This window comes from Solibacillus sp. FSL K6-4121 (assembly GCF_038002585.1).
GTDB classification, from domain to species: domain Bacteria; phylum Bacillota; class Bacilli; order Bacillales_A; family Planococcaceae; genus Solibacillus; species Solibacillus faecavium.
In genome coordinates, this window is sequence record NZ_JBBOCS010000002.1 from 1,673,713 (window position 1) to 1,687,643 (window position 13,931).

At 37.2% G+C, this 13,931-nt stretch carries 13 protein-coding genes; 1 reads left to right on the forward strand and 12 read right to left on the reverse strand.

Annotated features, from left to right (window positions below):
- Positions 1-74 precede the first annotated feature (74 nt).
- The 6 genes from MHH95_RS18100 to MHH95_RS18125 all read right to left on the reverse strand — a co-directional run bounded on the left by MHH95_RS18100 (position 75) and on the right by MHH95_RS18125 (position 7,194).
- Positions 75-3,119: a DNA translocase FtsK gene (locus MHH95_RS18100; RefSeq protein WP_340728711.1), complete on the reverse strand. Its 3,045-nt coding sequence runs from the start codon at positions 3,117-3,119 to the stop codon at positions 75-77.
- Between the two features lie 194 nt (positions 3,120-3,313).
- Positions 3,314-3,928, reverse strand: coding sequence for a YtpR family tRNA-binding protein (gene ytpR / locus MHH95_RS18105; protein WP_191700616.1), 615 nt, complete (start codon positions 3,926-3,928; stop codon positions 3,314-3,316).
- The gene (locus tag MHH95_RS18110) at positions 3,925-4,740 is read right to left on the reverse strand and encodes a DUF1444 domain-containing protein (protein ID WP_340728712.1); all 816 of its coding nucleotides are present in this window, start codon (positions 4,738-4,740) and stop codon (positions 3,925-3,927) included. Before MHH95_RS18110 ends, ytpR begins: the two co-directional genes overlap by 4 nt.
- Before the next feature lie 107 nt (positions 4,741-4,847).
- Positions 4,848-5,366 (reverse strand): hypothetical protein, encoded by a 519-nt coding sequence (locus MHH95_RS18115; protein ID WP_340728713.1) that lies wholly within the window; start codon positions 5,364-5,366, stop codon positions 4,848-4,850.
- Positions 5,367-5,437: 71 nt separating this feature from the next.
- Positions 5,438-5,974, reverse strand: a complete 537-nt coding sequence (locus tag MHH95_RS18120) for a DUF84 family protein (protein ID WP_339213487.1) — start codon at positions 5,972-5,974, stop codon at positions 5,438-5,440.
- Positions 5,975-6,117: 143 nt separating this feature from the next.
- Entirely contained in the window at positions 6,118-7,194 is a 1,077-nt protein-coding gene (locus MHH95_RS18125; RefSeq protein WP_340728714.1) for a M42 family metallopeptidase, read from the reverse strand.
- A 145-nt stretch (positions 7,195-7,339) separates the two neighbouring features.
- On the opposite strand from MHH95_RS18125, the gene MHH95_RS18130 reads away from it, so the two are divergent.
- On the forward strand, positions 7,340-7,654 hold the full coding sequence (locus MHH95_RS18130; protein ID WP_191700621.1) for a hypothetical protein: 315 nt from the start codon (positions 7,340-7,342) through the stop codon (positions 7,652-7,654).
- 92 nt (positions 7,655-7,746) lie between these two features.
- Here MHH95_RS18130 and MHH95_RS18135 read toward each other — a convergent pair whose 3' ends face one another.
- The 6 genes from MHH95_RS18135 to pepV all read right to left on the reverse strand — a co-directional run bounded on the left by MHH95_RS18135 (position 7,747) and on the right by pepV (position 13,671).
- Entirely contained in the window at positions 7,747-8,607 is an 861-nt protein-coding gene (locus tag MHH95_RS18135; RefSeq protein ID WP_340728715.1) for a YtnP family quorum-quenching lactonase, read from the reverse strand.
- A 24-nt stretch (positions 8,608-8,631) separates the two neighbouring features.
- Entirely contained in the window at positions 8,632-9,279 is a 648-nt protein-coding gene (gene trmB / locus MHH95_RS18140) for a tRNA (guanosine(46)-N7)-methyltransferase TrmB (protein WP_340728716.1), read from the reverse strand.
- A gap of 65 nt (positions 9,280-9,344) precedes the next feature.
- Positions 9,345-10,265 carry a diacylglycerol/lipid kinase family protein gene (locus MHH95_RS18145; protein WP_340728717.1) on the reverse strand — a complete coding sequence of 307 codons (921 nt, stop codon included), beginning with the start codon at positions 10,263-10,265 and terminating at the stop codon, positions 9,345-9,347.
- A gap of 3 nt (positions 10,266-10,268) precedes the next feature.
- Positions 10,269-11,276 carry a nuclease-related domain-containing protein gene (locus tag MHH95_RS18150; protein WP_340728718.1) on the reverse strand — a complete coding sequence of 336 codons (1,008 nt, stop codon included), beginning with the start codon at positions 11,274-11,276 and terminating at the stop codon, positions 10,269-10,271.
- Between the two features lie 128 nt (positions 11,277-11,404).
- The gene (dat, locus tag MHH95_RS18155) at positions 11,405-12,256 is read right to left on the reverse strand and encodes a D-amino-acid transaminase (RefSeq protein WP_340728719.1); all 852 of its coding nucleotides are present in this window, start codon (positions 12,254-12,256) and stop codon (positions 11,405-11,407) included.
- A 20-nt stretch (positions 12,257-12,276) separates the two neighbouring features.
- Positions 12,277-13,671 carry a dipeptidase PepV gene (gene pepV, locus MHH95_RS18160; protein ID WP_340728720.1) on the reverse strand — a complete coding sequence of 465 codons (1,395 nt, stop codon included), beginning with the start codon at positions 13,669-13,671 and terminating at the stop codon, positions 12,277-12,279.
- Positions 13,672-13,931: the final 260 nt, after the last annotated feature.

Here is a 13,931-nt window from a genome sequence, read left to right on the forward strand (position 1 = left end):
ATTATAGCACTAAATATACGTAACAATAATTGAACGACAATTCAAATTTTATTGTCATTCAATTATCATGTACCTTAGCCGCCAAATTGCTCAACTATATCTTCCTCAGTTATAAATACATCTCTCGGCTTGCTCCCTTTTGGTTCAGAAACAAAGCCCTGACGCTCTAACATGTCTATTAGTCTTGCCGCTCGATTGTAGCCTATATGATAACGACGTTGTAAAAGAGATGTCGACGCTGAACCTTGTTCATATACAAATCGGCATACTTCTTCAAACAATTCATCTTGGTCCTCTACTGTTTCTGAGCGTTTTAATAATTCTTCTTGCTTAAATATATATTGTGGCTCTCCCTGTTCACGTACATACTCAATAATTTCTTCTATTTCATCATCAGTAACAAATGTACCTTGAATTCGGGTAGGAGCCGACATTCCATTCCCTAAATATAACATATCTCCGCGCCCTAGCAAGCGTTCTGCGCCTTGTGTATCTAAAATCGTACGAGAGTCAATTTGAGATGATACTGAAAAGGCAATACGTGTAGGGATATTGGATTTAATTAGTCCTGTAATGACATCCACAGAAGGTCGTTGTGTTGCGACAATTAAATGAATCCCTGCAGCACGGGCCTTTTGAGTAATCCGAACAATACTATCTTCTACATCTTGTGGAGACATCATCATTAAATCCGCCAACTCATCTATTACAATCAACAAGTATGGGAGCTTCTGTGCATACATTCCATTGGCGTCACACATTTTATTATATGCTTCTATTTTACGTGCACCGCTATGCATAAATAACTGATATCGTCTTTCCATTTCCTCAACTGCCCATTTCAGCGCGGCCGTAGCAGCTTTAACATCCGTTATAACAGGACTTACTAAATGCGGAATATGATTAAATGGTGCCAATTCAACCATTTTGGGATCAATTAACATTAGTTTTAATTCATTAGGATTCGCTTTATACAGCAAACTAACTAAAATCGAGTTAATACATACCGACTTACCAGAGCCCGTTGCACCTGCAATAAGACCATGAGGCATCTTCCTTAAATCGATTGTTACAGGTTTACCTGTTAAATCCAATCCTAAAGCAGCCTCTAATGGCGAATCGGAATCTGTAAACGATGCTGAATCCGTTACTTCAGATAATCGTACTGAACGGGAAATCCGGTTTGGGATTTCAATGCCAATCGAGCGCTTCCCTGGAATTGGTGCATCAATACGAATATCTTTTGCAGCCAGCGCCAACTTTATATCATCTGTTAGATTCCGGACTTTACTTACTTTCGTTCCTTGCCCAACCGTAATTTCAAACTGTGTTACAGCAGGTCCCTGCACAATTGACTCAATATGCGCCTGAATTTGGAAGTGGGATAATGCTTCGACTAAATTCTCTCCCTGTTCGTCCATCCAATCACGGTCTTCAACCATTTCCTCTGGCGGCACTAAATACTCAAGTGGTGGTTTTACATAAGGAATTCGTTTCGGTAATGGAGGAGTTTCTATAACTTCCTCGCTAGTATTTTCAATTGAAGGTAATTCTTGAATTTCTTCTGTAGTAGCCGCTACTTCAAGTATTTCCTCCATTGGTTGCTGCACATTTTCATCTCGTTCCAGTAATCCTACGGAAGTCAAAGGCAGGTCATTTATTGGTTCTGTCTGTCCCCCACTGTCTTCAACTTTTTGTACCGGCTCATGTTGTAAGATAATCGTTTCAGATTGTTCTTCTTGTTCCTGTCCATCAGATAGTGTTAAGGGGTTTGTATCAATAATATTCTGCACATCATCCAATTGTTGAATGGTAGTGACTTCTTTGTTAAACGTAGTAGTCATAGTCATCTCAGAATCCATTAATTCATTTTGATCGTTAACCACTTCATTACCTTCATCTATTTCTTCCGACTCTATAACAATATGCTTCTGTTGACTTAAATGCTGCTCAACAAATTTCTTTGTAAGCAACTTTTGTTTATCTGATTTTAACATCACAACATTGAATGGAAGACGACTTCCCGTACTTACAGGTTTTACTGTTTCTTCACTCTTCTGCTCGATTACAGTATTATCGTCTGTCGAAGGAACCTGCTCAACATTTAATTGACCTATATGAATTGTTGAGTTTTCAATTGTTACATGTTTTACCTGCACATCATTCATAGTATCTGCAGCAGGTGTCTCTTCAATTGTTTTCTTTTCTTCAACTTCTTCCACCTCTATAACAGGAGGGGATAAATCTTTATTATCTGGTGCTTCAGTGAACTCTTGTGGTTCTAGAACATCTTCTTCTACTTCAAATAAAATAAGCTCTTTCTCACTACTATTTTCATTTTCCACAACAACTTCACTTTGTCGTAATGGTTCTTCGCTTGTACTTTGTTCAACTAGTTCGTGATGTTGCGATTCAAGGGGATTTTCAACAGCTGTCTCCGCCTCCGGGAATTGATTTAGCGCTTCACTATTTTCCGGTGCGACCTTTACTGTTAATGATGACGGTTCATCATTTTTATGCTGCTCATCCGCATCTTGATGTTTTTCGATTAGCTTTTCAATGGGTGTTGGCTTTTTAAATCCATGTACAGGCGAAGGTACATCCGTAGGAATAAAGCGTTTTCTCAATTCGATTGGTTTCGTAGCTTGGTTGCTGACTTGTTTTTCTTCAAGCGACGGTTTTTTGCGTAAATTTTCCCGCTCTTCTTTTAAAATCGGCAATCGGCGTACTGGCTCATTCTTCTGTATGACATTTGAATGCCCTTTTCCTTTACGGCGTCGCTCCAGCAGCTCTCCAATGCCTGAGACTTCTACATCGTAGATTTCACGACCCGCAGTAGATTTTTGCAAGTAATTTGGCAATGAAAGCTTTTCATTATCTTCATCATAAAAGCTAGTCGTTTGGCGTTGTTGCTCTTCTTTTTGTGCAGCTTCTTTAAATTCATCTTCTATTAAAGGGAATCGAAATGCATTTTTCGGTCGATCTGTCTGCTCATTGTAATTGGGTTGCACCTTATGTTGCTCATTTAAATCGGTGTTTGTATAGCCCTCATGTTCATCATAATCTTCATTTAAATCCATCTTAAAAAGTTTATTAAATTTATTTTTAATCCAGCTCATAAAATACCACTACTTTCCTTAAAAACATTGCCATTCAAATTTCATTATTTAAACGGTCTTTATATGTATATAAGATTTACACACATCAAAAGCATATCATATTTGCTGTATAAATGCGCTTTGTCGCTAATAATTTTAAACATAAAAAAAGTTAGTATGCGAGACTAGGCTCAACATACTAACTTTAGATTAATTTAACGAGAAGGCATTTCGAACGGACTACCTACTTCAGCAGAATCCTCTAATACTAAAATCCCTTTCACCTCTGGAGCACCTGGAATTGCTAGTTCCCGTGCAGAGCAAAGCATACCAAACGAATCTTCTCCACGTAAATTGCCCTCTTTAATTAATAATCCTGAAGGCATAACTGCACCAACTTTTGCTACTACTACTTTTTGGCCAGCTTCAACATTTGGTGCACCACATACGATTTGTAATGTCTCGTCACCTACATTTACTTTACACACACTTAATTTATCAGCATTTGGGTGTTTTTCTTTCGCTTCTACATAACCTACAACGAATTTAGGGGAGAAATCTACATCCAAAGAAATTTCTGCACCATTAGTCGTTAAGGCTGCCTCTATTTTTTGAACTAATTCAGGAGTAACTTCCACATTGCCTGCTACATCCAATTCTAAATATTTGCTAGCATTAAAAAGATTGAATGCTTTTATTTCTCCAGTTGATTCTTCTTTTAAGATGGCTACGTCACCAGCACGTTCAACCTCTGTTTTTACAATGGATTCTGTTGCTAACTGAACTAATAGGACATCTCCTACATGTGCTTTGTTGTATGCTACTTTCATTTTTCGTCTTGCTCCTTTTTCACTTTGTTTTTTGCTAAAATAAATATTGGTTCTAAATGACCGTTTTCATATACAAATGACAAGCTCGTAATCGGAACCGCGCCAACTGTAAAGAAATGCATTGTCATCTGCGCTAATACATCATACCCTACTTCATTTCGAATATCACCAATAATTAATACATCCTGGTGTGGTACAGATACTGTCATTTCTCCTTCAATTTGACTTTCCATTTCCTTTAAAAAGCTTTCGTTTAATATACGGCTCGCATCATACCCATCATTCTGATTTAAAAAATAATAGATATTGCCTGAAACTTCATCACGTTTAACAGAAGTAGGTAATTTTTTTACAGAAAAACGGGCAGCTTCACGGATCTGCTCCTCTGTAACACTTAATTTGGGCAACATTGATTCATCAATTAAACGATAAGTTGTCCCTAAATCAAGCGCATAATAAATACGAGTTTCTGCAGTGTGGCTAGTCATAACAAAGGCATGACCATCATTTGATTTTTTGGGGAAGGATGTGGAACGAATTATCGGATATACAGAAGCCAATCCTCCAAATCCTTGTTCCTCTTCTCGTTCCATTGCTAAAAAAGTTTGTTCAATTGTATAAACAACTTCATCAATTGCCTGATGCTTCTTCGTTTTGTACTTCGTCACTATTTCCGGTAAAAAAATATCCATTCCTTTACCGATTTTTTTGTGATCCAGACGCAATTTATCATGCTTCTCATCGAATGTGAATGTAAAGTTAGCCTCACCCAATTTAGTTTTCAGTTCAGCCACTAATTGTTTCGAATCCATTCAACCACTCCTTTATCTAATCAAAAACGGCCCACAAATGTGAACCGTTTCATCTACTTCACTATTGTAGCAAAAAAGCAATACGAATACTTTGCTCAATGCTTCAGTTATTCAATAACGTTGACCGTCTTTACAATTTCCATCATTTCTTGAATTTTGATATCCAACTTTTTGTCTTCGGAAATCGTAGATAATTTAACGCCGCCTAAATTTGCAATGAGTTCATATTTCTCTTCAGATTGCTCTACAACTCCCGCAAAGCCAAATAGACCATCTGATTGAAATGTTTTTTCCTGTACAATTTTACCTGTGCTCTCACTCTTGAAAATATCATAATGCAGCTGACTATCACTTGTTTCATTTTCGTTTACAAATAAAATATAAGAATCTTTACCATTTAGAATTGTATAATTTAAATCATCAATTCCTTTTTCAATACTATATCCTGCCGGTAAGTACAGCTCTATATGTCCAATCGATTTATTCACTTCTTTTGGTTCACTACCAAACACCGTTTCGGCATTCTCCATTCCAGCTAAAGCTTGTTCCTCAGCTGATTGTGAACACGCAGTTAATACAGCAACTATTGCGATAAGTATAGCTGCCTGTATCCATTTACGACTCATAGTTTCCCCTCACTTTCATACTTTCTAACGTATCATAATAATTTTCCAACTTGCAAAGCAACGAAAATGATTTACATTTCTTCTTTCTGTTCTTTGCTCATTTTGAATAATACTTGTCCAACCAATAGCTTTACGATATGTTCAAACATTGCTTTACGATCGATTAAATTATGTGTAAAGATGCCTACTGCACCTTGATGTTGACGAATATTTTCGATATTAGTATAGACGTCCATGACAGGTCCAAGTTCCATCCCTACCCGAAGCTCCCGTGCGATTTCTTCAGGCAATGCAAATTGTGCACCAGAGCTGGCAATGACCGTTCCGTCCTTTAAATTTACAGCTCCCCAGTTACAGCAATACATTGTCCCTTCTATCTCATCAACCCCGCCTTCAAGACCAAATGTTATATCGGCATTTGTTTTCATCATTGCATTGCGTGCGCGATTAATGGCACCTTGCCTCGTTTCTTCGTTTGAAAAAGGTTGAACTGATACATCAGAAGGTACATCTATACTTTCCACTGTAGCTTCTGGGAAGAACTGTTTGACAATTACTTCGACAGCGCCGACTTTCGCTTTATTTTTCGTTCCGACTGCTACTTTCATCTTTTCATCTCCAAGTTAATCAATTTAGGAAAAAGTTCTTAAAATCCTTTTCCTTATGTAGATTGCCTATCTCGTCATTTTCACAAAAAAACAAGGATGCAATTATTTCACATCCTTGTATTATAATATATTCTTCTATTTTTTTATACGTTTGCACGTATTGAATCAATTGTGGAACGGTCTGCCGATTGAACTAACTTAACAAGCAACTCTTTTGCCGCTGCATAATCATCCACATGAATAATGGAAGCAGATGTATGAATATAGCGGGAACAAATTCCAATTACAGCAGAAGGGATACCATCATTTTGCGTATGCACTCGACCTGCATCCGTACCACCTGGAGATACGAAATATTGGTAAGGAATTTTATTTGTTTCGGCTGTATCCAATACAAATTCGCGCATCCCTCGGTGAGTCACCATTGAACGGTCAAAAATGCGTAATAACGGACCGTTACCCAATTGTCCGAACTCATTTTTATCACCGGATGTATCATTCGCTGGCGATGCATCTAATGCAAAGAACAAGTCCGGCTTAATCATATTTGCAGAAACTGCCGCTCCGCGTAAACCTACTTCTTCCATGACATTTGCACCCGAATAGATATGGCTGTTCACTTCTGTTCCATGAAGCTCCTTTAAAAGCTCGATTGCCAATCCACAACCGTAACGATTATCCCAAGCTTTTGCCATAATTTTTTTGGGGTTTGCCATCGATGTAAATGGACATACAGGAATAATTGATTGACCTGGACGTACACCTAATTTTATCGCATCTTCTTTTGAATCTGCTCCGATATCAATCAGCATATTTTTAATATCCATTGGTTTCGAACGCTCCGCATCTGTTAATAAATGTGGAGGAATTGATGCAATGACCCCTGGAATTTCACGTTCTTTAGTATAGACTGTCACACGTTGTGCCAACATTACCTGGTTCCACCAGCCACCAAGAGTTTGGAAGCGAATCATTCCATTGTCAGTGATGGAAGTAACCATGAACGCTACTTCATCCATATGCCCCGCTACTAAAATTTTCGGTGCATTTTCGTCCTTTGCTTGACGTACGCCAAAAATGCCCCCTAAATTGTCCTGAATAATTTCATCGGAATACTTTTCTAATTCTGAACGCATAAAATTACGAACAGCACGTTCATTACCTGGTGCTCCAGGAAGTTCTGTTAACGTTTTAAATAGGGCCAGTGTGTCTTGATTCATTATGTAACACCTCTATAAGTAGATTTGCACTTATTATAACACAAAATTAATTGAGTATTTCGACTTTCGAACCTTCTATTTTTTTTACACTATTTTCAGAGTGTGTTAAAGTAAATATAGTGAATATTTTGAGGAGGTTTTTGGGATGAACTTAAAAGATTTTACAATAGGTCTTGTAACAGGGGTGGCAGCAGCTGTCATCGTAAAGGAAATGAGCAATCGCGTTGCGCCATATGCAAATCCTGATCATATTTTAACAAACATTAAAGATGAATTTAAAAAGCAGGCACCGATTGATGGTTCTTGGATTTATATGAAAACTGAAAACTTCAGTAATGGCTTTACAGAAACACCTGTATATCGTGGTGGTATTTCCCGTACGATGAATGGGGAATTAGAAAATTACGAATTTGCAGCAGATGCCCGTTCAGGTGCAATTGTGGATATTAAACAAGTTTAGAATATAAATGCGATGACGAAATATGTCATCGTATTTTTTGGATGAAAAAAAGCGCCTGCATGAATGAAAAAATCATGTTGGCGCTTTTTTACTTACTTAATTAAAGCCTCTTTCGAACGTTCCAAGCTGTCCGTTATTACTTTTCCTGTTGTATCCCATTGAATCATACGGTAATACGCATCATGGTAGAAAATAAACCGGTAGTTATTTTCGAGTGCTTCTTTCAGTAATTTTTCCTTTGCAAATACGCTTGTCATCGGGTAATCATCATACGCCAATACCCAAAGCGGATTTTGGTGAGCATGCGTTGGCATAATATCCGCCATATGTAGCGCCACTTCACCATTTTGCTCCAGGCGAATAATCGCATGTCCTTCACTATGGCCACCCGTATGAATCATTTTTAAACCTGGTGCTACTTCAAGCTCGCCTTCAAATGTTGAAACTAAATGTTCTACTGGCTCCCAATTTTCTTTCCAATACGTATTTTTCGAGCGAATATTTGGGTTGCGCATTTCATCCCACTCGTTTTGTGTTGTGTAAATTACAGCATTCGGGAAGACAGGAACTAGCTTGTCACCTTCCCACTTTGTTAAGCCGCCTGCATGATCGAAATGTAGATGCGTCATTAAGATTGCATCAATATCACTCGGCTGTAATCCAGCTTCAGCTAAGCTTTTTTCAATTGTTGATTCTTCTGAAACACCGAAATTGCGAAGTTGCTTTTCATTTAATTTTCCAGCACCAACACCAGAATCCACTAAATAATTTTTACCCTCGTATTGAATTAAGATTGGTTCACATGCTAATTCAATTTGGTTCAGTTCATTTACTGGATATTTACGAGACCACAGTGCTTTTGGCACTACCCCAAACATTGCCCCGCCATCCAGTGCTGTAACACCCCCATGTAACCATGTTAGTGTCATGTTGTGAAATTCAAATCGATCCATTTCTCCATCCCCCTAAATCATAAATTATTGAGTTTTGAATTGACATTCTAGTCGATAAATTGGTTGACCGAGCTTCGAGAATCTCTCCTCGTACTCTGTCATAATATTATCTTCCGGCATATTCGCATGCAAATCTAACGATACATATTTTAATGCCATGCCGTATTCATTCATACTTACTAGCGAATATTCAAAAAGACCACGGTTATCCGTTTTGAAGTGGATTTCCCCGTTATCGACTAAAACATTTTCATAAATTTTCAAGAAGCCGCCATGTGTTAATCGTCGTTTCGCATGGCGAACTTTAGGCCATGGATCCGAAAAATTTAAATACACACGACTAACATCACCTTTGCCAAAGAACTCTTCTAATTTTTCGCCATTTACTTTCAATAATCGTAAATTTGCAGGCTTATTTGCTGCTACGATTTTTTCTAAGGCACATACTATAACACTATCAAATAATTCAATTCCAATATAATTAATATCAGGGTTTTGAAGAGCCATCCCTAATACAAATTGTCCTTTGCCAGTACCCACTTCAATATGAATTGGGTTGTCATTACCAAATACTTCATTCCATTTCCCTTTATAGTGCTCAGGGTTTGGGATAATCACATCCGGATGTTCCTGAATATAATCTGCTGCCCATGGTTTATGCTTTAATCTCACTTACTTATCCTCATTTCTGTTGTTTGCATGTCTCATATTATAGCTTATAAAATCTATTTTTGCTTTTATTTTGCTAAACTCCATGCTTTTTGATGAACCGATATTTCAATAGTATTCATATGTTGCTGTAATTTTTGTTTTTCCCCATCTGCATGTGCCATAATAGGTTCCTCAAAAAATAACTGTATGCTGTGCGTTGAAAACTGGTGTACTTCTCTCATGCCTGTATGTTTAGCAAAAAATACACTCCCGAAAACAAATAATAATTTCCACTTTGATAAATTGGATACAACTGTAACTTCCAATGTTCCGTCACAAGTGTTGGAAGCTGGAGATAACTTCATCCCACCCCCAAAATACGGCTGGTTGCTAATGGTTGTGAACCAAACATTTTCAAATTGTTGTTCTTTCCCGTCCACAATAATCGTTAAATGAAACGGCTTATATGTAAATAAGGCAGAAATCACATAATACGGATAACTGAGCTTCCCTAACTTCCATCTATTCAGCGATTTTTTCAGTTTGGATTCGTTTGCCTTCATTGCAACAAATGCATCAAAACCGACACCAAAATTATTAATAAAATATTTTGATGTACCATTAAATAGTGCACTCCCATAATCATGTAGGGAACGAGTTGGGTATTTAATAAACTGTTCCAGCTGTTTGCCTGTTTTAAATGTTTCGAAGCCACGGGCAAAGTCATTACCAGAACCTGCTGCAATTACGCCAATATATACATGTTCAAAATGTACGACACCGTTCAAAACTTCATGAACTGTTCCGTCTCCCCCTACCGCTATTAAACAGACCGGATTTTGTTTTGTAGCGCGCTCGGTAATTTCTTTTACGATCAATAACGTATGGCCTGCATATTGTGTCCAATGGGTAGTATACGGCAAAGTTAAATCCTGTTTAAATTGCTCCCAACGCTTTATCCCTCGTCCATTACCGGCATTAGAATTAATAATAAAATGTAATTCCATTTGTTAATCTTCCTTATTGCCATCTGTATTCCAAATATCACGGTTAAACGAAGTCGTTTGAACCGTATTCAAAATAGCCTGTGCGCCGCGTATTTGCATATGCTTCATTGGTGAAACAGAGTGCTTCAAGTAATTCATCCAATCTGGGAATTTTCGTTTATCAACAAATGAAATACCATACATCGTCCCTGGATAATCAATATAGCCATTTCTTGTCAGTAACACTTTACGAATTGGTAGTTCAATATTGTTCTGAGCAAAGATTTGTTCGATTATTTTTTCCATACGGTTTAATTGAATTAGAGGACTTAATAGCTTTTTCTCATTTTTCCCGACTTTTTTAGTCCAGAAACGCTCGCTATTTGCAATAAATACAGCCTGTTCTTCTTGTTCTAATAAAGTAATACATAAGCATTCTGTCGGCGTTAAAATAATAATGTCCAATTCAATTGGTGCTTTTTTCACCCTTAATATTGGGAAGTAAAATATTAAATAATTATCTGGTAATGTTTGTAGCATTGAACGCAACAATGTATCCCGCATAAATTTTGGATCTACATACGATTTTTGACGTAATGTCGAACTTGCCCATTTCATTTGAAAGTGGAAAAACTGATCTATAAACATTTTCTTTAACTCTTCAAGGGTTTGTGGTGTATAGACGATATTCGGTTCAAATAATAACGTTGTTTCCTCTTCTAGAACTTCGTCATTTTCTACTGCCCAATCATTTGAAATCGTTATTTTTTCAATATCTTCTTGTTCTTCATTTTCTTCACTGAGTTTATCTTTTTTAAATGGGAAGATTTTTTGGAACAGTGAAGTTTTCTTCTCCTCCTGAACATTGTCTTCCTCTATATGTTCCCAACGCTCAATCATTTCACCCGTTTGCCATTGATACTTTACCCGATCCCACTGGTTTTGCTTTAAGCGTATAAATTGTGTTGGATAACGTGCTAAATCAATTTCATAACGTGAAATATAATCCTGAAGTTTTACTAACTGAGCCATTTTATCTTCTCCCTAAATTCATTGCTAATCGTTAATACTTATATTTTACAGGTTATTGTGCAAAAAAAATAGCGCATTGCCAATAAGCAATGCGCTAAATTATTTAATTGTTTAGGTGGAGTATTAGGTTATGCATTAATCCCTTTAGGAATTTTTGTTTCGAATTGAGCCTGTAGTTTACGTGTCCATTCACCTGGAGTGCCATTACTAATAACCGTACCATCTATTTCAATAATCGGTGTTATTTCTGATGTTGTTGATGATACGATTACTTCGTCCATTGCAAGTAGCTGCTCTTTCGTCATTGCCTGTTCGTTCACAGGTAAACCAATTTCCGCAGCACATTTAAGGATCACCTGACGTGTAATCCCATTTAAAATTAAATTGTTAGCTGGGTGTGTATAAAGGACACCGTTTTTAATTCCGTAAATGTTAGAAGAAGAGCCTTCTGTAACAGTTTCTTCACGATGTAATATCGCTTCATAGCAGCCTTTTTCATAAGCTTCCTGTTTTGCCAACACTGCACCAAGAAGATTTAATGATTTAATGTCACAACGCAACCAGCGAATATCTTCCACAAATGTAGCTTTTACACCCTTTTCAAAGTTTTCTAATGGGCGTGGATTTTCTTTCGCGTTTCCTGTTAATACCGGCTTCACGTCATCACCAGGGAAAATGTGATTACGTGGACCTGCACCACGTGTAATTTGGAAATAAACATGACCCGTATCAATATTGTTCGCCTCTACAAGTTGATGCAGTAATTGGTGTAATTTATCCTTCGTATATGGAATAGTAATACGAATTTTTTCAGCACTGTCATAAAAACGATTAATATGCTCTGTCGCTGTAAATAGTTCGCCATTATATACTTTCACTACTTCATAAACACCATCGCCAAATTGATAACCACGATCTTCCTTATCCACTAACACTTCTTCATTTTTTACAATTTGATCATTCCATAAACTAAAGCTCATCTCAAATACCACCTTTATTATTAGTTAGTTGCTAATTTCACAATCGCTTCTGCATAAATAGCAGTCGCTTTTATTAAGTTTTCAATATCTACAAATTCATCTGCCTGGTGTGCAACATCTGGCTCACCAGGGAATAGCATCCCGAATGCCACCCCTTTTTTCATAACGCGTGCATATGTGCCTCCACCAGTTGAAAGCGGCTTCGAGTAATCTTCACTGTATTTACGATACACTTGCAACAATGTTTGGATTAATTCATCTTCCTCGCTAACATAATGTGGGTTTGAGTTACTCACAACATCTAATGTAAACACTTCACCCTGTAACAATAATTGTGCTCTTGTTATTTTCTCTTCAAAAGGGTAAGAAACTGAATAACGCATGCTCACTTCAATTGATGCCCCGTGCTTTTCAAATTTTACTATTCCAGGATTGAATGTTGTTGGACCTGACATTGCATCTTCAAAGTTTAAGTCCAATGCCGTTCCAAAATGATCTTTATCAAAAACGCGAACGATAAAATCAACAAATGACTTACTTTGTTCTGTCGTCAGGATATTTTGTAAAAATTTCGCTAAATAAACCGCTGCATTACGTCCTTTTTCCGGTTCCATCGCATGGGCTGATTTCCCTTTAACAACAATTATAATCCCATTATCTGTTTCTGTGAAAGTACCTTCAACCTGATTTTCTTTTAAATATTTCTGAAAATTCTCACTTGTGCTGTTTTCGGCATATTTTAAAGTAGCGGTTGCTTCGTCTGGTACCATATTTGTTCTTTTTCCTGCATAGAATGTTAGTAGTTGTTCATCGCTTGATGGTTTTTCTTTACTTGTAAACGTTAAATGGGCAATACCCTTTTCAGCATTGATTAGCGGGAAATCTGCATCCGGAGCAAAACCAATTGTCGGCATTTCTTCTTTTTCGAAATAACGTGTCACACATTGGAATCCGCTTTCTTCATCGGTGCCGATAATCATGCGTACACGTTTATTTAAAGGGATTTTGGCATCATGTATAAGTTTCATCGCCATCCAAGCAGCCATTGTCGGGCCTTTATCGTCGATTGCACCGCGACCAAATAATTTCCCGTCTGCTACTTGCCCATCAAATGGAGGATATGTCCAACTTGCAACATCACCGGCAGGTACAACATCGACATGACAAAGCACACCGATTAGTTCTTCGCCTTGTCCCATTTCAATATGACCTGCCATATTGTCAATGTTTTTTGTAGTCATTCCTTGCTCTATACCTTTTTGCAGCATAAAATCCAATGCTGCCTTAGGTCCGGTACCAAAAGGTATTATATCAGAAAAATTAATTTCATCTTTTACACTTTCAATTTGAATTAACTGCTGTAATTCTTGAATGAGCTCTTGTTTTCTTGCTTCTGCCATCTGTAACCAATCCATTAACTGCACCTCATTTTTATAATATTGTTATTGTACTCTTTCTAAACAAAATTACAATAATCATTCGGTATTTTCACAAAGAACTATATTTCTATTAATATTAAAAATATGAATTTTCTGTAAAAATATCAAAAATTGCAACTCAATTCTGGAATTTTATTTAATTTTTCGCTATAATGTATGTGTCGGAACATCTATTCTGACCAAACTTTCAGAAAAGGGGATGTCTAAGGCAAACAACTAAAGCCTAAGTGCACTCC

What these genes read in the sequence shown, in the direction of transcription:
- MHH95_RS18100 (WP_340728711.1), bottom strand. Translation starts at nt 3,119, where the DNA reads ATGAGCTGGATTAAAAATAAATTTAATAAACTTTTTAAGATGGATTTA.
- ytpR (WP_191700616.1), bottom strand. Translation starts at nt 3,928, where the DNA reads ATGAAAGTAGCATACAACAAAGCACATGTAGGAGATGTCCTATTAGTT.
- MHH95_RS18110 (WP_340728712.1), bottom strand. Translation starts at nt 4,740, where the DNA reads ATGGATTCGAAACAATTAGTGGCTGAACTGAAAACTAAATTGGGTGAG.
- MHH95_RS18115 (WP_340728713.1), bottom strand. Translation starts at nt 5,366, where the DNA reads ATGAGTCGTAAATGGATACAGGCAGCTATACTTATCGCAATAGTTGCT.
- MHH95_RS18120 (WP_339213487.1), bottom strand. Translation starts at nt 5,974, where the DNA reads ATGAAAGTAGCAGTCGGAACGAAAAATAAAGCGAAAGTCGGCGCTGTC.
- MHH95_RS18125 (WP_340728714.1), bottom strand. Translation starts at nt 7,194, where the DNA reads ATGAATCAAGACACACTGGCCCTATTTAAAACGTTAACAGAACTTCCT.
- MHH95_RS18130 (WP_191700621.1), top strand. Translation starts at nt 7,340, where the DNA reads ATGAACTTAAAAGATTTTACAATAGGTCTTGTAACAGGGGTGGCAGCA.
- MHH95_RS18135 (WP_340728715.1), bottom strand. Translation starts at nt 8,607, where the DNA reads ATGGATCGATTTGAATTTCACAACATGACACTAACATGGTTACATGGG.
- MHH95_RS18145 (WP_340728717.1), bottom strand. Translation starts at nt 10,265, where the DNA reads ATGGAATTACATTTTATTATTAATTCTAATGCCGGTAATGGACGAGGG.
- MHH95_RS18150 (WP_340728718.1), bottom strand. Translation starts at nt 11,276, where the DNA reads ATGGCTCAGTTAGTAAAACTTCAGGATTATATTTCACGTTATGAAATT.
- dat (WP_340728719.1), bottom strand. Translation starts at nt 12,256, where the DNA reads ATGAGCTTTAGTTTATGGAATGATCAAATTGTAAAAAATGAAGAAGTG.
- pepV (WP_340728720.1), bottom strand. Translation starts at nt 13,671, where the DNA reads ATGGATTGGTTACAGATGGCAGAAGCAAGAAAACAAGAGCTCATTCAA.